This is a genomic window from Mucilaginibacter sp. CAU 1740, from assembly GCF_039839285.1.
Lineage (GTDB): Bacteria > Bacteroidota > Bacteroidia > Sphingobacteriales > Sphingobacteriaceae > Mucilaginibacter.
Window position 1 is genome coordinate 52,402 of the sequence record NZ_JBDOQS010000002.1, and the last position, 18,850, is coordinate 71,251.

The 18,850-nt window shown below is 43.3% G+C and carries 21 protein-coding genes; 6 read left to right on the plus strand and 15 right to left on the minus strand.

The genetic code is table 11. The annotated features are described in order from the left end of the window. Positions 1-5: 5 nt before the first annotated feature. The 8 genes from AAFN85_RS04645 to AAFN85_RS04680 all read right to left on the minus strand — a co-directional run bounded on the left by AAFN85_RS04645 (position 6) and on the right by AAFN85_RS04680 (position 8,858). Entirely contained in the window at positions 6-755 is a 750-nt protein-coding gene (locus AAFN85_RS04645; protein WP_347525799.1) for a 1-(5-phosphoribosyl)-5-[(5-phosphoribosylamino)methylideneamino] imidazole-4-carboxamide isomerase, read from the minus strand. A gap of 5 nt (positions 756-760) precedes the next feature. Next, the gene (gene hisH / locus AAFN85_RS04650) at positions 761-1,351 is read right to left on the minus strand and encodes an imidazole glycerol phosphate synthase subunit HisH (protein ID WP_347525800.1); all 591 of its coding nucleotides are present in this window, start codon (positions 1,349-1,351) and stop codon (positions 761-763) included. 158 nt (positions 1,352-1,509) lie between these two features. Beyond that, the gene (gene hisB, locus AAFN85_RS04655) at positions 1,510-2,649 is read right to left on the minus strand and encodes a bifunctional histidinol-phosphatase/imidazoleglycerol-phosphate dehydratase HisB (protein ID WP_347525801.1); all 1,140 of its coding nucleotides are present in this window, start codon (positions 2,647-2,649) and stop codon (positions 1,510-1,512) included. A gap of 35 nt (positions 2,650-2,684) precedes the next feature. After that, entirely contained in the window at positions 2,685-3,731 is a 1,047-nt protein-coding gene (hisC, locus tag AAFN85_RS04660) for a histidinol-phosphate transaminase (protein ID WP_347525802.1), read from the minus strand. A 129-nt stretch (positions 3,732-3,860) separates the two neighbouring features. Next, positions 3,861-5,147 (minus strand): histidinol dehydrogenase, encoded by a 1,287-nt coding sequence (gene hisD, locus AAFN85_RS04665; RefSeq protein ID WP_347525803.1) that lies wholly within the window; start codon positions 5,145-5,147, stop codon positions 3,861-3,863. Positions 5,148-5,225: 78 nt separating this feature from the next. Further along, positions 5,226-6,077, minus strand: a complete 852-nt coding sequence (gene hisG / locus AAFN85_RS04670) for an ATP phosphoribosyltransferase (protein WP_347525804.1) — start codon at positions 6,075-6,077, stop codon at positions 5,226-5,228. A 570-nt stretch (positions 6,078-6,647) separates the two neighbouring features. Next, positions 6,648-8,165 carry a hypothetical protein gene (locus AAFN85_RS04675; protein WP_347525806.1) on the minus strand — a complete coding sequence of 506 codons (1,518 nt, stop codon included), beginning with the start codon at positions 8,163-8,165 and terminating at the stop codon, positions 6,648-6,650. A gap of 201 nt (positions 8,166-8,366) precedes the next feature. After that, the gene (locus tag AAFN85_RS04680) at positions 8,367-8,858 is read right to left on the minus strand and encodes an HAD family hydrolase (protein WP_347525807.1); all 492 of its coding nucleotides are present in this window, start codon (positions 8,856-8,858) and stop codon (positions 8,367-8,369) included. Between the two features lie 203 nt (positions 8,859-9,061). Between AAFN85_RS04680 and AAFN85_RS04685 the strand changes: the two genes are divergently transcribed. Further along, a complete protein-coding gene (locus tag AAFN85_RS04685) occupies positions 9,062-9,391 on the plus strand; it encodes a YbjQ family protein (RefSeq protein ID WP_347525808.1) in 330 nt (109 codons plus the stop codon). Positions 9,392-9,453: 62 nt separating this feature from the next. Here AAFN85_RS04685 and AAFN85_RS04690 read toward each other — a convergent pair whose 3' ends face one another. From AAFN85_RS04690 to AAFN85_RS04705, 4 genes are all read right to left on the minus strand, one after another. Further along, positions 9,454-10,413 (minus strand): hypothetical protein, encoded by a 960-nt coding sequence (locus tag AAFN85_RS04690; protein ID WP_347525809.1) that lies wholly within the window; start codon positions 10,411-10,413, stop codon positions 9,454-9,456. A 318-nt stretch (positions 10,414-10,731) separates the two neighbouring features. Continuing rightward, positions 10,732-10,929, minus strand: coding sequence for a hypothetical protein (locus tag AAFN85_RS04695; RefSeq protein WP_347525810.1), 198 nt, complete (start codon positions 10,927-10,929; stop codon positions 10,732-10,734). Positions 10,930-10,962: 33 nt separating this feature from the next. Next, the gene (locus tag AAFN85_RS04700; RefSeq protein WP_347525811.1) at positions 10,963-11,448 is read right to left on the minus strand and encodes a hypothetical protein; all 486 of its coding nucleotides are present in this window, start codon (positions 11,446-11,448) and stop codon (positions 10,963-10,965) included. 101 nt (positions 11,449-11,549) lie between these two features. Next, positions 11,550-11,726, minus strand: a complete 177-nt coding sequence (locus AAFN85_RS04705; RefSeq protein WP_347525812.1) for a hypothetical protein — start codon at positions 11,724-11,726, stop codon at positions 11,550-11,552. A gap of 552 nt (positions 11,727-12,278) precedes the next feature. Between AAFN85_RS04705 and AAFN85_RS04710 the strand changes: the two genes are divergently transcribed. Continuing rightward, positions 12,279-13,223 carry a TIM barrel protein gene (locus AAFN85_RS04710; RefSeq protein ID WP_347525813.1) on the plus strand — a complete coding sequence of 315 codons (945 nt, stop codon included), beginning with the start codon at positions 12,279-12,281 and terminating at the stop codon, positions 13,221-13,223. On the opposite strand, the gene AAFN85_RS04715 is transcribed toward AAFN85_RS04710, so the two are convergent. Beyond that, the gene (locus tag AAFN85_RS04715) at positions 13,216-14,136 is read right to left on the minus strand and encodes a hypothetical protein (protein WP_347525814.1); all 921 of its coding nucleotides are present in this window, start codon (positions 14,134-14,136) and stop codon (positions 13,216-13,218) included. The genes AAFN85_RS04710 and AAFN85_RS04715 overlap by 8 nt on opposite strands. Positions 14,137-14,237: 101 nt before the next feature. Here AAFN85_RS04715 and AAFN85_RS04720 point away from each other — a divergent pair, with 101 nt between their 5' ends. The 3 genes from AAFN85_RS04720 to AAFN85_RS04730 all read left to right on the plus strand — a co-directional run bounded on the left by AAFN85_RS04720 (position 14,238) and on the right by AAFN85_RS04730 (position 16,319). Continuing rightward, positions 14,238-15,389 carry a M28 family peptidase gene (locus AAFN85_RS04720; RefSeq protein WP_347525815.1) on the plus strand — a complete coding sequence of 384 codons (1,152 nt, stop codon included), beginning with the start codon at positions 14,238-14,240 and terminating at the stop codon, positions 15,387-15,389. Between the two features lie 24 nt (positions 15,390-15,413). After that, positions 15,414-15,965 (plus strand): GNAT family N-acetyltransferase, encoded by a 552-nt coding sequence (locus AAFN85_RS04725; protein ID WP_347525816.1) that lies wholly within the window; start codon positions 15,414-15,416, stop codon positions 15,963-15,965. A 138-nt stretch (positions 15,966-16,103) separates the two neighbouring features. Further along, positions 16,104-16,319 (plus strand): hypothetical protein, encoded by a 216-nt coding sequence (locus AAFN85_RS04730; RefSeq protein WP_347525818.1) that lies wholly within the window; start codon positions 16,104-16,106, stop codon positions 16,317-16,319. 209 nt (positions 16,320-16,528) lie between these two features. Here AAFN85_RS04730 and AAFN85_RS04735 read toward each other — a convergent pair whose 3' ends face one another. After that, a complete protein-coding gene (locus AAFN85_RS04735; protein ID WP_347525819.1) occupies positions 16,529-17,188 on the minus strand; it encodes a YdeI/OmpD-associated family protein in 660 nt (219 codons plus the stop codon). A gap of 107 nt (positions 17,189-17,295) precedes the next feature. Here AAFN85_RS04735 and AAFN85_RS04740 point away from each other — a divergent pair, with 107 nt between their 5' ends. Beyond that, the gene (locus AAFN85_RS04740) at positions 17,296-17,988 is read left to right on the plus strand and encodes a GNAT family N-acetyltransferase (RefSeq protein ID WP_347525820.1); all 693 of its coding nucleotides are present in this window, start codon (positions 17,296-17,298) and stop codon (positions 17,986-17,988) included. A gap of 263 nt (positions 17,989-18,251) precedes the next feature. On the opposite strand, the gene AAFN85_RS04745 is transcribed toward AAFN85_RS04740, so the two are convergent. Further along, the gene (locus tag AAFN85_RS04745; protein ID WP_347525821.1) at positions 18,252-18,782 is read right to left on the minus strand and encodes an RNA methyltransferase; all 531 of its coding nucleotides are present in this window, start codon (positions 18,780-18,782) and stop codon (positions 18,252-18,254) included. Positions 18,783-18,850: the final 68 nt, after the last annotated feature.

Here is an 18,850-nt window from a genome sequence, read left to right on the forward strand (position 1 = left end):
TTTATTTATATTGATATCAGCGCATCCAAGTTCCAATGCTTCACATCTTCAATACTGATGCGATTTTCATAGATGGCTTTACCTACAACTACCGACTCCACTTTCAACCTGTTCAGTTTTTCGATATCACCCATTGAACTCACACCACCCGAAGCGATCAGCTTAATAAACGGTGAATGATCAAGCAATTTTTCGTACAGTTCGATACCTGCGCCGCCGAGTTTACCATCTTTATTGATATCGGTGCAAAGGAAACGGAAGAAACCTAAAGCAAGACATTTATCAACATAATCCATCAGCTTGATTGGCGAGCTTTCCATCCAGCCTGAGTATTTGATCACTTCGTCCAATACGTCGATGGCTACTACTACCTGGTCCGAGCATTTTTCTTTGCCGCAAATTTCTTTGCTTAGTTCAGGCAGGAAGTTGGGATTGGTGAGGGCTTGCGTACCAACAATAACACGGTGAACACCGGCATCGATAAGTTCTTTTACCTTTTCGATGCTGCGGATACCGCCGCCGTATTGCACCTTCATGTCGGTTTTGCGGATCACATCAAACAGATATTGCTGGTTGCTGAAATCGTTTTTAGCACCGTTCAAATCAATAATGTGAATGAAATTGGTGCCGTTGCTTTGGTAGCGTTCGATCATTTCTTCAAGGGTAACATCGTATTCGGTTACCTGTCCGTAGTCGCCTTCGCGAAGGCGGACTACCTTCTTGTTCAAAATGTCGATAGCAGGAATAATGTACATATCCTTTATATTTTAGAAAAATTAGTTAACAATGTTTCGCCAAACTCGCCCGATTTTTCCGGGTGGAATTGTACGCCATAAAAATTATCAAGCCAAATTGATGCCGAAAACTGATTTCCGTAATCGGCAGCCAATAAGGTGTATGCTTTATCATACTCAATAAAGTATGAATGTACAAAGTAAAAGTGTGAACCTGACGGTATATTTTCAAAAAGCGGGTTCTCTTTTTCCGGAAATACCCTGTTCCAGCCCGTGTGCGGCACTTTATGATCTGCACTATCTTTAAACCTTAAAGTTTTTACCGGGATAATATCCAGCAGATTAGAATCGCCCTCTTCCGAGTAGGAGGTAAGCAACTGCATCCCCACGCAAATACCCAATGTTGGCTTTTTTAAAGCTTTAATAAATGGTACTAAGCCGGTGGCTTTAAGCTTGTTCATAGCAGCACCCGCATGCCCTACACCAGGAATGATGTAACGATCATACTTATCAAAATCCTCCTCGCTGTTAATAAAGCCATAAGGAATGCCCAAACGCTCCAAAGCGGCTGTTAGAGAGAAAATGTTTCCGGCGCCGTATAGTATAATACCTATCATTTTTTTAAGATTAAAGATGTCAGGAATTAAGAATCAAGATGTCAAGAATCAGGAATCAAGAACGCTTTCATTAAATCTCTTGCCTCTTGACTTCTTGTTTCCTGCTTCTGCTGGTGTCTGTCTCTTGCTTCCTGATCTCTTGTTTCTTGCCTCTGGACTTATAAAAGTCCTTTAGTGCTTGGTAAAACCATCTTATCTACATCACGTTTTACGGCCATTTTTATTGCCTTGGCGAAGGCTTTAAATATAGCTTCAATTTTGTGATGTTCGTTCTGTCCTTCGGCTTTTATATTCAGGTTGCTTTTTGAGGCATCGCTAAACGATTTGAAGAAGTGATAGAACATCTCGGTTGGCACGTCACCCACTTTTTCGCGTTTAAAATCGGCATCCCAAACTATCCAGTTGCGACCACCAAAGTCGATAGCGGCCTGGGCCAGGCAATCGTCCATTGGCAGGCAGAAGCCGTAACGTTCAATACCCATTTTGTTACCTAACGCCGAGGCGAATATCTCGCCTAAAGCGATACCTGTATCCTCGATGGTATGATGCTCGTCGATATGCAGATCACCTTTGGCGGTAATTTCCAGATCGATGCTGCCGTGGCGGGCTATCTGATCTAACATATGGTCAAAAAAATGCAGGCCGGTTGAGATCTTCGCATCGCCTTTACCATCCAAATTTATTTTGATATGGATATCGGTTTCTTTGGTAGCGCGACGGTGTTCAAACACCCTTTGACCAAGCTTCAGAAACTCATAAACCTTTTGCCAGTCGGTAGTTTCCAAAGCGATCACATCATCGATATGATCCGCCTCCGAAAACTCGCTGCCGCCAAGGTTGCTGTTGTTATTTAACCAGATGGCTTTAGCGCCGAGGTTTTTAGCCAACAGCACATCGTTTTTGCGATCGCCTATGGTGAATGAGTTTTTCAGATCGTATTTATCCGTGTCGAGATATTGGGTAAGCAACGCTGTACCCGGTTTGCGGGTAGGGGCGTTATCTTTAGCAAAAGTGCGGTCGATGATCTGGTTGGCAAATGTTACGCCTTCGCCTTCAAATGTTTTCAGCACCAGGTTATGCACCGGCCAAAAGGTATCTTCAGGATAAACTGAGGTGCCTAAGCCGTCCTGGTTGGTAACCATCACCAGTTCAAAATCAAGTTCCTTAGCTATTTTGGGCAGATAAGTTAACGCGCCGGGATAAAACTCCAGTTTGGCAAATGAATCGATCTGTTCATTGGCAGGCTCCTTGATCAGGGTGCCGTCACGGTCGACGAATAATATTTTCTGTAAACTCATATATGCAATTAGTGATTTATTGAGTTAGTGATTTTTTACTTGAAGGTTTTTAGCGTATCCAGTAAAATGGTATTCTCATCCGGCGTACCTACGGTGATTCTTAAGCAACCTTCGCATAGTTCAACTTTTGATCGGTTGCGAACAATGATGCCCTGCTTTACCAGAAAATCATAAATACCATTGGCATTGGTAGTTTTTACCAGGATAAAGTTGGCATCAGACGGGTAGATATCTACCACAAACTCCATGTCTTTCAGAGCGAGAACCAACCTGTCGCGTTGGGCGAGGGTTTCTTTTATCCACTCATTTACCTGGCCAACATTAGCCAAAGCAGCCAAAGCCAGTTGTTGCGACGACTCGTTTACGTTGTAAGGCGGTTTTACCTTGTTCATTACCTCAATGATCTCCTCGCTGGCAAAGGCCATACCTACGCGTAAGCCAGCTAAGCCCCATGCTTTTGAGAGGGTTTGCATCACCACCAAATTAGCATACTCGGTAAGCTCCTGGATAAATGATTTTTGCCTGCTGAAATTGATATATGCTTCATCAACCACCACTATACCCCTAAAATTGGCGAGTACCGTTTGGATATCATCACGATTGATGGAGTTGCCTGTAGGATTATTGGGCGAGCAGATAAAGATAAGCTTGGTGTTTTTGTCAACCGCTTCAGCAATACCTTCTACATTAAGCTGGTAATCTTCGGTCAGGTTTACTTTGCGGGTTTCGATATCGTTGATATTGGCCGATACCTCGTACATGCCATACGTTGGCGGTACTAAAACCACATTATCAACGCCGGGATTACAAAAAGCGCGGAACAGGATATCGATTGCCTCATCGCTGCCGTTGCCGATAAAAATATTACGCGGCGGTACTCCTTTAATTTCTGTAATCCGTTTTTTTAGATCGTACTGTAAAGGGTCAGGATAGCGGTTAAACTGCTGATCTAAAGGTGATCCGAAAGCATTTTCATTGGCATCCAAAAAAACGCTGGCTTCACCCTGGTACTCATCACGTGCTGATGAATAGGGTACAAGGCGTTTTATATTTTCTCTGAGTATATTGTTAATGTCGAACATTTTCTAATTCCTTTTTTACACCCGTCATTGCGAGGTACGAAGCAATCCCCGAGTAGCAGGGGAGCTATGCAAGTCCGCCCTGTATATTGGGGATTGCTTCGTACCTCACAATGAGGACTTAAATATTATTTAATTACCAAGGCGAACACTTACCGCATTCCTATGCGCATGCAAACCTTCCAGCTCAGCTAAAACCTCAACCGTATGGCCAATATTGCCAATACCCTCGCGGGTGATATGCTGAAACGTGATCTTTTTCACAAACGAATCTACCGATACGCCAGAGTAAGCTCTTGCATAACTGCTGGTTGGCAAAGTATGGTTAGTGCCTGATGCGTAATCGCCTGCGCTTTCAGGAGTTAGATTTCCTAAAAATACCGAACCCGCGTTAATGATACTTCCTGTGATCTGTTGCCAGCTTTCGGTAGCCAGTATCAAGTGCTCGGGCGCATACTGATTGCTGAAACTCATGGCCTCGGCAAGGCTATCGGTAATTACTACATACGAGTTATCTATAGCCTGTTTGGCAATCTCGGCACGGGGTAAAACCGGCAATTGCTTTTCCACCTCGGCAATAGCTTTTTGAGCGATCTCGGCCGAAGTACAAACCAACACCGCCTGGCTGTCACTACCATGCTCGGCCTGTGCCAGTAAATCGGCGGCTATGTAAGCAGAAATGGCGCTATCATCAGCAATAACCAATACTTCCGAAGGGCCAGCAGGCATATCAATAGCCGTAGTAGTGGTAGATTGGATAATGGTTTTAGCCTTGGTTACAAACTGGTTGCCCGGACCGAATATCTTATCAACCTTAGGCACACTCTCAGTACCGTAAGCCATAGCCGCCACAGCCTGCGAACCACCTACAAGATAGATCTTATCAATCCCCAGCATTAAAGCAACAGAAGCTATGAAAGCGTTAACCTTGCCGTTTTTTTGTGGCGGCGAGCAAACCACTATCTCATGGCAACCCGCAATACGGGCAGGGATACCCAGCATCAAAAACGTACTCGGTAATACAGCCGAACCGCCGGGAATATACAGCCCAACTTTTTCTATCGGCCTCAATTCGCGCCAGCAGGTTACGCCGGGCATGGTTTCAACCTTATCTTCGGGTTTTAGCTGTGTTTGATGGAATTTATAGATATTGCTGTAAGCTGTTTCCAAAGCCGCTTTCTGATCGGGAGATATCGCCTGCGCAATTTCTTCCAGTTCAGCTTTTTCAAGGTAAAGCTTGTTCAGTTCAACCTTGTCAAATTGCGAAGCATAATCCAACAAGGCACCATCGCCGTGCAGCTGCACATTGGCAATTACTTCTTCAACAATGTTCCTGATCTCGTTGGCCGGGTCAACATTACGCTGCACCAGTTTCTGGATCTCGGTAGATGATAGTTCTGAATAATTGTATGTCTTCATTCCAGTTTTCAGTTAACTGTTTGCAGTTTGCAGTTAGGACAATTTACTTGATGCAAACTGCCAACTGCCCACCGCCAACTAAAGAATTATCTTCTCAATAGGCATTACCACAATGCCTTGCGCGCCGGCTTGTTTTAGCTGACTGATGCGGTCCCAGAAATCACGCTCAGGGATCACCGTGTGCACTGCTACCCAGTTATCTTCGGCCAATGGCACTACCGATGGGCTTTTTACGCCCGGCAATAAAGCGGTAACTGCCTCAAGGTTCTGTTTTTCAACGTTGAGCACTACATATTTAGTCTCTTTAGCACGCAAAACAGATTGGATGCGTTGGATGAGTTCCTGTACCAGGTCGCTTTCGGCAATAGCTTTGCTGCCAATCAGCACCGCTTCCGACGACATTACATCGGCAAAAGGTTTCAATCCGTTGCTTTTCAGCGTGCCACCGGTTGATACCAGATCACAAATAGCATCGCTCAGGCCTAAACCGGGCGAAATTTCTACCGAGCCTGAAATGGTGCGGATATCTGAAGTAATGTTTTGTTCTTTTAAAAATTTGCCGAGGATGGCGGGGTAGGTGGTGGCGATGGCCTTGCCGTTCAAATCGGCCAGGGTATTGATGTTGCTGTTGTTTGGTACCGCTATTTTAAGCGAGCATTTACCAAATCCGAGGCGCTGCAGGTAGCTTACTTCAACTTCGGTTTCCTGGATCACGTTTTCGCCAACTATGCCCAGGTCTGCAATGCCATCCTGCACATACTCAGGGATATCATCATCGCGAAGGAAAAGAATTTCTAACGGGAAATTTGATACCGGCGATATCAGCGAGCTTTTGTAATTTTCAAAATTTAAGCCGCAATTTTTTAATAATTCAACAGATTTTTCGTTGAGTCTACCCGATTTCTGGATAGCTATTTTAAGTGTTTTCAAAAGATTGAATTTAAGAGACTATGATAAAAAAGAGTATAAACGGAGGTTGTTATTTCGCGTAGAAACATACATATTAGCTGATCACCACATGGTGGTGATGCAGATGAAGATGATGTAGTGCGATACCGTTCATTTTTTATATAGTAAAACTATAGATTAGCAGCGCAAATATAGACAGTTGTTTTTTAAATCAAAATTTAATGTGAATTTGTTGGGATTTAATACATCATGTCATTGCGAGGTACGAAGCAATCGCGAACTATACAAGGCAGCTTTGTTGATAGAAGGGGCTTTGTTTGCTGCTATGAGTAGGTGAGTGGGAGTGAATTATTGATTGCGTTTTGAGGAATATAATATGGGCGTTCCCGTTAGCTAACGGGCAGGCTTTACGCTCATACGCCTGCAGGCCTTAGCCACAAGGCCGGTATCCGCTCCAATCCCTAACGCGGCCGTCGCACATGCCCAAAATTGTCTGAACTCGAATTTATGGAATTAAAGAAGTTATAGAATTTGCTCAGCATTCTGTCAATTCCCTTAATTTTCCCAAATTCTGGTTCAGACAAAAAAACACTATTCCTCTGTGTACTCATAAATCCCACCCTCTTCACCAAAATCTTTGATCAGCTTCAGTTTCTTAACTTTCTGAATATCCTTCAAATTAATAAGCTCAGGATTTTCCAGCACATTAAGCCAGATCAGATAATAATGCTTGGCCTGGTAAAACTTATCAATATCCTTAGTGAAAAAACGGTGGGGAACGAGGTATGATGATAGCCCCGAGAAAAAGTAAACGGCCTCGTGTGCGTCGGTATAAATTTTAACGCCGGGTTTAAACAAGCTCTTATCGCCGCTACGCAGGTAAATGGCAAATTCCGAGTCGATCCAGCTTTCGTCAGTAAAGCCTGGGTTTCCGTACTCGTCGGCTACCTGGTCGGAATAGCGGTCTTTGTCAATTAAAAATTCGCTGGTGATGAAGCCCAGCATCAATAAGACCATTATTGCGCCAACGATGCGCCGGGTAGTGGTTTTGTTGATTTTTCGGAGCACCAGCAATGCCCAACTCGTATAGCCCCACAAAGCGGTAATAAACAACGGTGAAAGTAAGCGGTGGTTGATCCGTTCGTACCTCGAAAAGGTAGACGAAAGCACAATGAACGCGCCATAAACCAACGCGAAGGTAATAGCCAGGTTTTCGAACCTATCCACCCTGCGGTAGTAATAATTGTAAGCTAATGCTGCTATAAATCCCAGGAAAATAATAATGGCCAGTGGCGTAGCTGCCCAGTATTGATTAGGCGTTAATCCCATCCAATCGCACATTACCGTGCCAAAATAATACAGGTTTTTGCTGAACGGCGTTATAGAAGGTTCCCGCGGCCCGGTAGTTGTACCCGTGATAAACGCATTGAAAACCAAATTACTTACCAGTAACGAAATACAAATAACACCATAAAGCAGGATATGGCCTATCTTCTTTTTTAAAGGCAAAACCCTATCCAACAACAAAAGCAAACCGCCGGTGCCCACAATAGTAACAGCAGCATATCGGGTAATACAACTTACCGCAGCTATTAATGCGGCTATAACCAATGCTTTAATGGTATGCGTTAAAAGATACCGTCTGAAAGCCACCAGGAAAAGCAGGATTTCAAGAATGAACAGCGTTTCCGACCAGAGATACGAATAAACCTGTAACAATGGCGGACTCAAAAGTATAGCGGCTAATATCAACCATTTATAAATCCTCGATGCTGGTACAAAACGTTCTGTGATCCAGCCGCTGGTAAATATCAGCGAGGCGAACATTATGCCGTTAAGCACGGCCCCAAATTTAACCGGATCAACTTGTGTAATTATCGAAATGATACCCAGAAAAACCGGGTAAAAAACTGGGAAATCAACAATAGGCACATGGTTAAAAGTAAATAGGTTGCCATGCGTTTTCAAACTATGCGCCGCGCTGGTGTACATGATACTATCCGGCGAGATCCCCACTCCGCTATACCTGAAAAACAAACTCAAAACAAACCAACCGATGAGGGCGGCTAATACAGTATCGAGATTTTTGAGGTAACGGCTTTTTTGCATATGGAGATATAAATATTGGTAAAAAGCAGGAGAGAGGAAAATGTTTTAGATTGCTGTCGTTATTTTGTAACGCACATTCTTTAAAATCGTCATTGCGAGGTACGAAGCAATCCCCGATTAGAAGAGCGACCTTGCAAATCCGCTCTGTATAGTTTGGGATTGCTTCGTACCTCGCAATGACGAGTTGGTAGATTTACTTTATTACGCTATCTGATCCAAAACAGTGCTGATAGGTTGATCACTATCAATCAAAATACCTTTAACCCCAGCGGCAGTGCCAGCTTCAACATCACGTTCACGATCGCCGATGAAGTATGATCTTGATGGATCGATGTTGTATTTTTCGATACCTTGCAACAGCAAACCCGGTTTGGGTTTGCGGCAATCGCAATCGCCGGTGAAGTTGGGGTGGTGCGGACAGTAAAAAAAGTCGGTTATTTCAACGCCACGGTCTTGGTAAACCTGTTTTAGGTGGTTGTGCATTTTGGCAAGTTCTTCTTCGGTGTACCAGCCTTTGGCCAAACCGCCTTGGTTAGTTGCTACTAACAACATATAACCGCGGTCTTGCAAAGTTTTAAGGGCATCGAAGTTATCCAATACTTGAAAATCCTCTAAGCGACGTACATAATCGCCTAATTCTTTGTTCAACACACCATCACGATCTAAAAAAACAGCTTTAATTTTATCAGGCATCTATTGTAATTTTTTCGGCAAAGGTAGTGAATTTTGGGGAGTTGATAGTTCATTGATCATAGTTCATGGTTGGCAAGACTTTGGATGTCCGATACTTTATCAAGCTAATCCTCAAATCCTAAAAATCAAGGTTGAAAAAACACATCTCCTGTAATATCGTTAACCATACTGCATCTAAATTAAAATCACTCAATAAAAATAAAATGGATACTTCATTAATTACAACCAGCACAACTTTAGAAGGTTATAAAGTTACCCGTCATTTAGGCGTTGTTCGTGGCATTACCGTGCGTAGCCGTAGCGCGTTGGGCAATATTGCAGGTGGTTTTCAATCGCTGTTTGGCGGCAGGCTTTCAATTTATGTTGAGCTTTGCGAAAATGCCCGCGAGGAGGCTTACCAGTTACTGATTCAGCATGCCCAGGCTATTGGGGCTAACGCCATTATCAATATGCGTTATGATGCCAATGAGGTAATGCAGGGCATTACCGAAGTGCTGGCTTACGGTACGGCTGTTGTGGTTGAAAAAGTTTAAATAGCAAAAGGGGAGCGAATTTCGCTCCCCTTTTTATTGTTTTAAGGTAGGTGTGAATATGCTTAATTATTAACGCGGAGGTACCTGCGTACCGATTCGTAATCGTTAACATCAATGTTTTTGGCCTTAGCAGCGGCTATTCCACCCGGAATGATCACGTAACGGTATTGTAGTACGGTGCTCAGGTTTACCGAGTTTGAATTATCAAGCGTATAACGGGTGATATTGAAATGTTTAAATCTCGGCGCAAAGTTGATGATACTTGCCTTGTTGCCTGCATAGGTTAAATGTGGGAGCGGGAATACACCACCGCCATAAGTAAAGTACACCTGGATCAAAGCATGAGATAGGTTTTCGGTAGTCAGGTCATTGGCTGGGATATCGGCAACGTGCATCAGGCTGTTATCTATTGTGCTATCGCGGAAGTTTTTCGCATAAACCCAATCTGAGTAAATAACGTTAGCGGTACCCGCAGGGCCTTGCGGACCGGCCGGGCCACGCAAGTTTACCGGTGCCCCCCATGAGTTGGCCGCTTTAGGGCCGTATAACAAATAACTGTTTTTATCAAGATAGTAATCGCCGGTTTTGCCCAAGCCGGTTGCCGGAACGCCGGTGCCGCTTAGTACTGTATTGCCGTCTTTACCGTTTTGTCCGTCGGCTCCATCAGCACCTGTAGCGCCGGTTGCACCTGTAGGGCCTTTTAAGGAAAAGCTGGTACTCCAGCCTGTTTCTGTTTTAGGTCCGTATAATAATCCGTTTGATTTGTTGAGGTAAAAGTCGCCTACATTTCCAATATTGGCAGTTGGCGCGCCTGTGCCGCTGTAAATCATACTACCATCGCTGCCATCAGCGCTTTTAGGGCCCGCGGGGCCAACCGGACCGGCAGGGCCTGTTGCGCCGGTAGCACCATTTGCCCCATCGGCACCTTTAGGGCCAGCAGGTCCATCGTCGCCTTTTTTGCAGGCTTCAACAAAAACAAACAGCGCGATGAAGAGCGCTAATAAATAGTTAAACTTTTTCATGTGGAGTTGGATGTGTTTTAATAAGTGTGATATTTTATTTCGCAGTTTTATGGTTGTTTAATTACCCGTTAAACTGTTGGTTCAAAATTGTGCAGGTACAGAACGAAATAAAATAGGGCGCTTACGCTATTTACAGCGCACATCTACGCCATTATTCGCGTGTTTTAACGCGGTTGGCGTTGCGGGAAAAACGCAGGCAGTATGCAGTGAAATTTAGTTAAAGAGGATGGAGGAACGGGCATTTTCCAAAACACAAACACCCGAATATTGCTATCCGGGTGTTTGTGTTTTTTATGTGTTAAAGCTGTTTTTTTACAGCTATTTGAAGTACGAAAGTGGTATGGTTTTCCACATGCCACCGGCCAGGTGGCCTATCAGCAATTCGTAAATTAAATAGATGGGCCAAAACACGTAGTGTATAATCAGTAAAATTACGTTGTGGTTGTAATACCAACTTACCATCAGGGTATATATGCCCAGCACCATGTACAATATGCTGGTTTCGCGCTCTTTCATTTTTTTAGCTTTTTTGTTGAGCTAATTTATCAATTACTTACAATTTTTCATGTTGTAAATTACGGTGTACCCGGCAGCGTTATCGGTTTGCTGTTTGCCGGTTTTTGCATCGTATTTATAAGGCTTTTGAGCCAGCTGGTTACCCCTTAGCTGAAATTCTACACTCAGGGTATCTGTACCGCCTTCCTGCCCGTAACTCCATAAGGCTTTAATTACGTTGCCATTCAAGTTGCCCATCAGTGTGCCTTTGCGGGCATCTTTTTCTTTGGGGATCCAGTTCATATCGCCGGTAACCTTATTGCCGTTAACGTGCAGGCTTACTTTGGTTGTATCCTGGGCGGCGGTGCCTTCGGTGGTGTAAAAACAGTACTCCATGTTTACGGCCGGAGCATCGGGCGCGTTGGCCATGGCCGTGTCTTCTTTTTTGAGGGTTGTATCTCCATCTTTATTAGTGCTATTGCCTGTGCAGGAGGCAACAGCAAGGGCGATACAGCAAATAAGGCCTAATTTAAATTTCATAAATGTTGTTTTGCTTTTTTTACTATGACAAATAAAAATACAAAAGGTTCAATTTAAAGTAGGGATAAAACAACAAAGCCGCTTTAATTGCGGCTTTAATTTTATTCGGAGGGGTTTTGCTTTTTTTCGGGAGGGGTTGAAACTATCTCCCCAAATTCGTTTACGTAAGCCAGCATACTGTCGAGGTCGCTGCCTCCTGAATTTTGTTTGCGTTCCTGTTTACGTTGTTCTTTATCTTCCTTTTTTTTCTGGCGATTTTTCTCCAGTTGTTTTTTCATGAATGTTGCTTGCGATTTAGCCATTAATTACGATCAATTAAGTTAAACAATAAGCTATCAGCGGCATTATTAAAAGCCTGGCCAAACAAACCTTGGTTTGTTTTATACTTGAGTATGGATGTGACCTTTAAATTTATGTTCCGGGCAGCAACGGTATCAGCGGGGAAAACAACAGATCAGGATCAAAATAGCGGGAGGCCGTGAGCTGGAATAGCTTTAATTTTTTCCGTTTATATACAAATATACAAAAAATAACGATGCTTTCAAATTGGGGCGATTGAGACGTTTTACACGAATGCTTTGCAAGAAGTATAGGATTTAATCGAATTACACGAATTTTGGAGGGAGGGTTCTGCGCTATTAATAATTTGTGCGAGGAATTTTTAACACGAATGCTTAGCGGGTTTTATACAATTAATCAAATTACACTAATTGTAGGGCTGATGTATTTGTTTCAATTCGTTAATTCGGAAAAAATCGTGTAGAGAATTTTTAACTTTCAAAATCCCCGAATCCTGTTAACTTTAGCCCGCAAACCAATCAGCAAGCCACATGAAACGCAGAAACTTTGTTCAAACCTCCGTACTGGCGGGTGCATCATTATTTAGTACAGGTATTTTAAAAGCAGCTACCCAAAGCGATAGCACTAAGGGAGCAAATGCCGCCGCCTTACCGGCAGGCGATAAAACTTTTAACCTTAATTACGGCATTCATGATGGTATGTTTAAAAACCATGCGGGCGATGATTTTATCGACCAGATAAAATTTGCGTACGATAAAGGCTTCCGCGCCATTGAGGATAACGGCATGAGCGGTCGCCCGGTTGATCAGCAGAAAAAAATAGGCGATACGTTAGCAAAATTAGGCATGGCCATGGGCGTATTTGTACAACCCGGCTTAGGTAACGATAGTAATATGCTGGCCACCGGCAAAGCCGACCAGGTTGAAAAATTCATAGCATCATGCAAGCAAGCCGTTGAAGTGGCTAAACGCGTAGGCAGTAAACTGGTTACCGTTGTTCCCGGCGATTTTGTGCGTAACCTGCCCATCGGTGTACAAACAGGTAATGTGATCGGAGCAATAAAAAAAGGCACAGCCGTATTAGAACCACATGGCATCATCATGGTACTCGAACCACTAAGCGATAACCCCGATCTGTTTTTGCGCACGCCCGATCAGGCATATGAGATCTGTAAAGCGGTTGGCAGTCCGTCGTGCAAAATATTGTATGATATGTATCATGTGCAGCGTAACCAGGGTAATATCATCCCGACGTTGGATCTGGTGTTTGATGAAATAGGCTACTACCAGATAGGCGATAACCCAGGGCGTAAAGAACCCGGCACCGGAGAGGTTAACTACAAAAACATATTTAAGCATATTTACGGCAAAGGCTACAAAGGCGTAATGGGGATGGAGCATGGCACCGCAGGTGCTGGCAAAGAAGGGGAGTTGGCGCTGATCAAAGCCTATCGCGAGGCAGATAGTTTTATGTAGAGGGTAGACTGCTTTTTAATTGCCGGCCAATATCAATAAAGCTTTTGTGATTAAGTGGGAACTCCAATATCACATGCGCGAGGCTCAACATAAAAAGCCATTTAATGCCCAACCGGTAATCATAAAAATATAAAGATACAGAAGCTATCCATATCAATATAATTACAACAGCAACCGTTTTGCTAACCCTATGCCAGTTGATCACCTTGGTTTTACTGAACCAGTTAATGTAATGGTAGGTGTAGGCAAAGGCTATTATCCTTGTTAAAATAATGCTTGCCTGGTTAGTATATACATTAACGGTTTGATTGCGTAGTGTAGTGATATTGATATGCTCAAAGTATTTATAACCATTTGTAGCCCATTGTGTAGGTTGATGATGAACATCGGTAAAAAGCAAGCTTAATAATACAGGGCATATCAGAAATACAGCGAAAGTTGCGTAACCTGAAATATTCCTCTCCCTTAAAGCCCCAAGCGACAGAAATGCACCGGTAAAAATGTAAACGTGGATAAGGGTAGGAATATACAAGCCGAATACTGTTCGCAATATGTTATTGCCGAGCAGGAAATAACCCATCGCTATCAATAATAAAAAGGCCAGCGCCCTATACAAAGTATCATTGATCATTAACAGAATAAACGACAGTCCGAAGGTGTAGTAAACCAGGTAGGCTACCGGAAGTTTAAATAGCACACAAGTAACAACAACTCCGGCTATCAGCAAATAATCGTACTTTTTTAGGGTGAAGAACTGCCGGGTGTTTAACCATGAGATCTCGGTAAGATAGTGCAGCGGCCCAAGTATGGCATAGGAAAGCAGCACCAGCTCGAAGGGGATGAAAAACGCAAGTGCCGCCGAGGCCAGCATGGCCAGGATATTATAATAGTTGATGCGGGTGGTTGCGTTCATTGATCATCCGAAAAAAAGCTTTGCGGCTTAGTGTCTTCGTGCGAAAGTAAATTAGACACCAAGGTACGCAATCAGAAAATCCAAATACTTATTTTTAACGGATGAAACTTAAACTTATCCTCCCGTTTCTTTTTATTGTAAATATCGTTTCAGCCCAACATACCCTCTTCGCCCGCAAAATGGTTGATACACTTACCGCTCCTTATTTTTGGGGACGCGGTTACACCAAAGATGGCGTTCATAAAGCTGCCGACTTTTTATCAGCCCAGTTAAAAAGCTATGGTGTAAAGCCGATGGATGGTAAAAATTACTTTCAGCCTTTTAGCTACCCGGTAAATACTTTCCCCGGCAAAATGGAGCTAAGCATCAACGATGTGCAGCTTGTACCTGGTAAAGATTTTATTGTATCGCCGGATAGTAGAGGTGTAACCGGAACAGGGCAGCTGGTTAAAAAAGATAGCACTCATTTTATCGATCAGCAAAACAGAGTGATCGTATCGTTAGAGAAGAAATTGACATGGTCGGCCGAGGGGCGGGTGTTGGATTATACGTTGATCCAGGTTGATAAAAATGTCCTGAAAACTGAGCCTGCAACTATCAAAATTGATATAGAAAATAAGCTGATCCCTGATTTTAAAACCGCCAACATTTGCGGCATCGTAAAAGGTACTTCCAAACCCGATTCTGTGATCATGATCACCGCTCATTATGACCATTTGGGTGGCATGGGCGATAAAACCTATTTCCCCGGCGCAAATGATAATGCCAGTGGCATTTCTGAACTGATGGGACTTGCCCGCCATTATGCCAAACACCCCTTGCCTTACAACGTTGCCTTTATCTGTTTTTCGGGCGAGGAGGCCGGTTTGTTAGGTTCAAAGTATTTTACTGAAAATCCAATTATTCCCCTCAAAAATATTCGCTTTTTGATCAATCTTGATTTGAATGGAACAGGCGAGGATGGTATTACGGTAGTTAATGCCTCGGTTTATCCCAAAGAGTTTGCTGCTATGCAGCAGATCAATAAAGAAAATAACTATTTTGTAAAAGTAGCTTCGCGCGGAAAGGCGGCCAATAGCGATCATTACCTTTTTACCGAGCAGGGTGTACCAGCCTTTTTTATTTATACCATGGGCGGCATTAAAGCTTATCACGATGTGTTTGATATCAGCAAAACGCTGCCGCTCAATAAATACGCCGAGCTTTTTAACCTGATACTGAAGTTTAACCAAAGCATTGCCGGTGGCAAATAAAGCCGGTATTAGATAATATTGCTTATGCTTTATCCTGATTTTGCACCATTTCCGGTTTTAACTACTGAGCGACTTGTACTGCGGCGTTTTACGCATGATGATGCTGCAGATCTGTTCGAGATGAGATCGAACGAAGAGGTGATGCAATACATTGCCCGCCCCATTTGTAAAACCATTGATGATGCCATTGCGCTGATAGATGTTATCGACAAGCTGTTAGCCGGTAATGATGGCATCACCTGGTGTATCTGCCTCAAAAACAGTGATAAGTATATTGGTAGCATAGGCTTTTGGCGTATCGAGAAAGAAAATCACCGGGCCGAGATAGGATATTTATTAAACCCAGCCTACCAGGGGCAGGGATTGATGCAGGAGGCTGTTGAAGCTGCTATCCGTTATGCTTTTGAAGTTATTGGCCTGCATTCGATACAGGCAAATGTTCAGTCCGAAAATACCGCTTCAGTTAACTTGCTGTTAAAAAATAAATTTATACAGGAGGCGCACTTTAAACAAGACCACTGGCACAAAGGACGTTTTGCCGATACCTTGATATTTTCATTATTAACACAAACTTAAAAATGTTAACAAGTTATTTAAGCAGGCTATTTTGAATTAAAAAAAAATAATGCATGTTTACCGTGATAACCAATTATAACCCATCTGCAAACAATTCAGTTTAAATGGGGTTAACATTAAAAACAAAAGAAACTTATCATGGCAACAGAAAAAGGAAGCGGCATTACCGCGTATTCAGTAAAAACAAAAACTAAAAATGTACCAATGGTTGATCCGGTTATCGATATTAAATCGGGCAGATATATTGCTACAGGTACAGATGGCGCAGGTAACAAAATGGCTGCCATTATGGGCAAAGCTGCTGCCGAAGAGCATATCAAAAATGGTAACGCTAAAAAAGGTTCAGGTTGGTAAATAAAAATTTTGAATCATAAAAAACGCCCTGCTTTTTAATTGATGCAGGGCGTTTTTTTGTTTTAGGAGATGATTGTCTAACCTAACGTCATTGCGAGGCACGAAGCAATCGCACATAGACAGGTCCGCTCTGAATAGTCCGCGATTGCTTCGTGCCTCGCAATGACGTGTTTTTATAATATTTTTGCTGAAATTGATTTTAGATCTGATTATTTATCAGATGGGTTTTTCTTTTTATTCTGTAACATCTCCACCATTTTTACTAACCTGTCCTGCCGGGTTTTTTCCTGCTTGGCCGTTAGGATCCATAATACATATTCTTTTTTATGACTGTAAGCCAGCGATTGAAAGTAGTTTAATGTTTCGGGATATTGCTCCAAAGCTTCTTTGATATTATCGGGCAAGGTTACAATTTTGTTGTCCACGTCTATGTAAGCCCCAAATTCATTGCTTTTAACGGCCTCGTTTCGTCCTTCCGATACTTTCACCGCCTCAACCGGTTTAAACCGCAAGGCTGTCCAAACATCGTTAATGGCCGCAGATGCTACCGGACGTAAACCGTATTGTGCCGGAGTATCCCAACTACCCATCATTTCCAGATCGGTTTGAATACCCCAATTTTTTTTGGGATAGATGATCCAAAAAACGCTGTCGGGTTTAAGCAGAGGGCTGAGCGCTTTTAGTTCATCTGCCAGTTGCGTGCTGGTGGTAACAAAAAGCTGTACTCCATTAAAAGCACTTACCGTATTAAACACAAGTTCGGTGCCATCGGGCAGGGGCGAAAGGCTATCGGGGTAGCCTGTTGGTGCATTGAGGATGAGCCAGCGTGAATTTACTTTTACCTGTAGCTTTTTGGCGAGTGCATTCATAAATGATGAGGTTTGTATGCAAGGCTAATTTAATGTAATAAATTGTTTTGCGCCCCATGAGCCTTGCTATTTTTAATAGTTTTACAGCCTTGCGCACCACCACAATTATGGATCACATATTAGATAACCCCGCATGGAACGCCATGAAAAGCGGGAATAAGGCCTTTGCTGTAACAAACGATAAAACAGGTTACTTCCCTAAAGAGGTCTCGCCCTTTATTGGATTGCCCGAAACTTCAGACCAGAATTTCAAGCTGCTTTATGAAACTATTCCTTTCGAAAGCTATTTTATTTTTATAGCTCCTCATGATATTCAGATCCCGGTCGAGTGGGAAACAGTAGCTTATTTAAAATGCCTTCAAATGGTGCTGGATGAAAAAGCTCCCGCCGATGTTGACGATGAAGGCTTAGTAAAGCTTGATGATCAGCATATCCCACAAATGCTTGAACTTACCAAGCTAACCAATCCCGGCCCTTTTGCCGAACGTACTATTGAGTTTGGGCACTACCGTGGAATTTTTGATGGTGATAAATTGATAGCCATGGCGGGCCAGCGTTTAAACCCGACGCCTTACGCCGAGATCAGCGCGGTTTGCACCCATCCCGATTATTTGGGTAGGGGATATGCAGGTAAGCTACTGCTAAACCAGGCACGCAGGATAAGGGAAGCCGGAGAGATTCCTTTTCTGCATGTAAAATCAGAAAATGAACGGGCCATTAAAATTTATGAAAAGCTGGGCTTTGTAACGAGAAAGGAAATGTCGTTTTATGTGTTGAGGAAGAATGGCTTAGCTTCGTGATTCTTGAAGACGTCATTGCGAGGTACGAAGCAATCGCGAACTGTACAGAGCAGATTTGCCTCCATGCGATTGCTTCGTACCTACCCATTACAAGTTTAAAATAGGGGTCATGCTGAGCCTGTCGAAACATGGTGGGTAGGGCCTCTGCGCGCGACTCTTCGACAAGCTCAGAGTGACAGGCCCTTCTCGCAAATGCCATATCTCCTTCAGATGCCCCGGCTTTTAATTGCTCGCAATGACGATAGTTTACAGCATTACGTTAACTATATCGCCATCTTAGCAAAAAAATCCCAAAGCACTATGCCTGCGGATACTACAATATTAAACGAGTGCTTGGTGCCAAACTGTGGGATCTCGATACAGCCATCAATAACCTGCATTACCTCATCGCTAACACCATTTACTTCGTTGCCGAAAATTAGGGCGTATTTACCATCATCTGTAGGTTTAAATTCGTGCAGCATGGTGCTGTTTTCGGCCTGTTCAATGGCTATGATCTGGTAGCCATCTTTGCGTAGTTGCTCAACTGCTTGTAAGGGAGTTTCGTAATAAGTCCAGTTAACAGATTGGGTGGCACCGAGGGCGGTTTTTTCAATTTCGCGGTGGGGAGGCTGGGCGGTGATACCGCAAAGACAGATCTGCTCTACCGCAAAACCGTCTGAAGTACGAAAGATAGAGCCGATGTTGTGCATGCTCCGCACATTATCTAACACCACGGCTACCGGAAGCTTATCCTGTGCTTTAAATTCATCAACCGTAGCCCGGTTCAGCTCATCTAACTTTAATTTGCGCATCACTTTGATTCATTAATTAAAAGGTTCATTAACACATTGGTGTGGTTACCGTAATGCACTAATGAACC

Excerpts from the sequence above, each read along its gene's own strand:
- AAFN85_RS04725 (WP_347525816.1), top strand. The coding sequence starts at position 15,414 with ATGCTTTATCCTGATTTTGCACCATTTCCGGTTTTAACTACTGAGCGA.
- AAFN85_RS04700 (WP_347525811.1), bottom strand. The coding sequence starts at position 11,448 with ATGAAATTTAAATTAGGCCTTATTTGCTGTATCGCCCTTGCTGTTGCC.
- hisC (WP_347525802.1), bottom strand. The coding sequence starts at position 3,731 with ATGTTCGACATTAACAATATACTCAGAGAAAATATAAAACGCCTTGTA.
- AAFN85_RS04740 (WP_347525820.1), top strand. The coding sequence starts at position 17,296 with ATGGATCACATATTAGATAACCCCGCATGGAACGCCATGAAAAGCGGG.
- AAFN85_RS04720 (WP_347525815.1), top strand. The coding sequence starts at position 14,238 with ATGAAACTTAAACTTATCCTCCCGTTTCTTTTTATTGTAAATATCGTT.
- AAFN85_RS04735 (WP_347525819.1), bottom strand. The coding sequence starts at position 17,188 with ATGAATGCACTCGCCAAAAAGCTACAGGTAAAAGTAAATTCACGCTGG.
- AAFN85_RS04695 (WP_347525810.1), bottom strand. The coding sequence starts at position 10,929 with ATGAAAGAGCGCGAAACCAGCATATTGTACATGGTGCTGGGCATATAT.
- AAFN85_RS04710 (WP_347525813.1), top strand. The coding sequence starts at position 12,279 with ATGAAACGCAGAAACTTTGTTCAAACCTCCGTACTGGCGGGTGCATCA.
- AAFN85_RS04645 (WP_347525799.1), bottom strand. The coding sequence starts at position 755 with ATGTACATTATTCCTGCTATCGACATTTTGAACAAGAAGGTAGTCCGC.
- AAFN85_RS04745 (WP_347525821.1), bottom strand. The coding sequence starts at position 18,782 with ATGCGCAAATTAAAGTTAGATGAGCTGAACCGGGCTACGGTTGATGAA.
- hisH (WP_347525800.1), bottom strand. The coding sequence starts at position 1,351 with ATGATAGGTATTATACTATACGGCGCCGGAAACATTTTCTCTCTAACA.
- AAFN85_RS04685 (WP_347525808.1), top strand. The coding sequence starts at position 9,062 with ATGGATACTTCATTAATTACAACCAGCACAACTTTAGAAGGTTATAAA.
- AAFN85_RS04680 (WP_347525807.1), bottom strand. The coding sequence starts at position 8,858 with ATGCCTGATAAAATTAAAGCTGTTTTTTTAGATCGTGATGGTGTGTTG.
- AAFN85_RS04730 (WP_347525818.1), top strand. The coding sequence starts at position 16,104 with ATGGCAACAGAAAAAGGAAGCGGCATTACCGCGTATTCAGTAAAAACA.
- AAFN85_RS04675 (WP_347525806.1), bottom strand. The coding sequence starts at position 8,165 with ATGCAAAAAAGCCGTTACCTCAAAAATCTCGATACTGTATTAGCCGCC.
- AAFN85_RS04705 (WP_347525812.1), bottom strand. The coding sequence starts at position 11,726 with ATGAAAAAACAACTGGAGAAAAATCGCCAGAAAAAAAAGGAAGATAAA.
- hisD (WP_347525803.1), bottom strand. The coding sequence starts at position 5,147 with ATGAAGACATACAATTATTCAGAACTATCATCTACCGAGATCCAGAAA.
- AAFN85_RS04690 (WP_347525809.1), bottom strand. The coding sequence starts at position 10,413 with ATGAAAAAGTTTAACTATTTATTAGCGCTCTTCATCGCGCTGTTTGTT.
- AAFN85_RS04715 (WP_347525814.1), bottom strand. The coding sequence starts at position 14,136 with ATGAACGCAACCACCCGCATCAACTATTATAATATCCTGGCCATGCTG.
- hisB (WP_347525801.1), bottom strand. The coding sequence starts at position 2,649 with ATGAGTTTACAGAAAATATTATTCGTCGACCGTGACGGCACCCTGATC.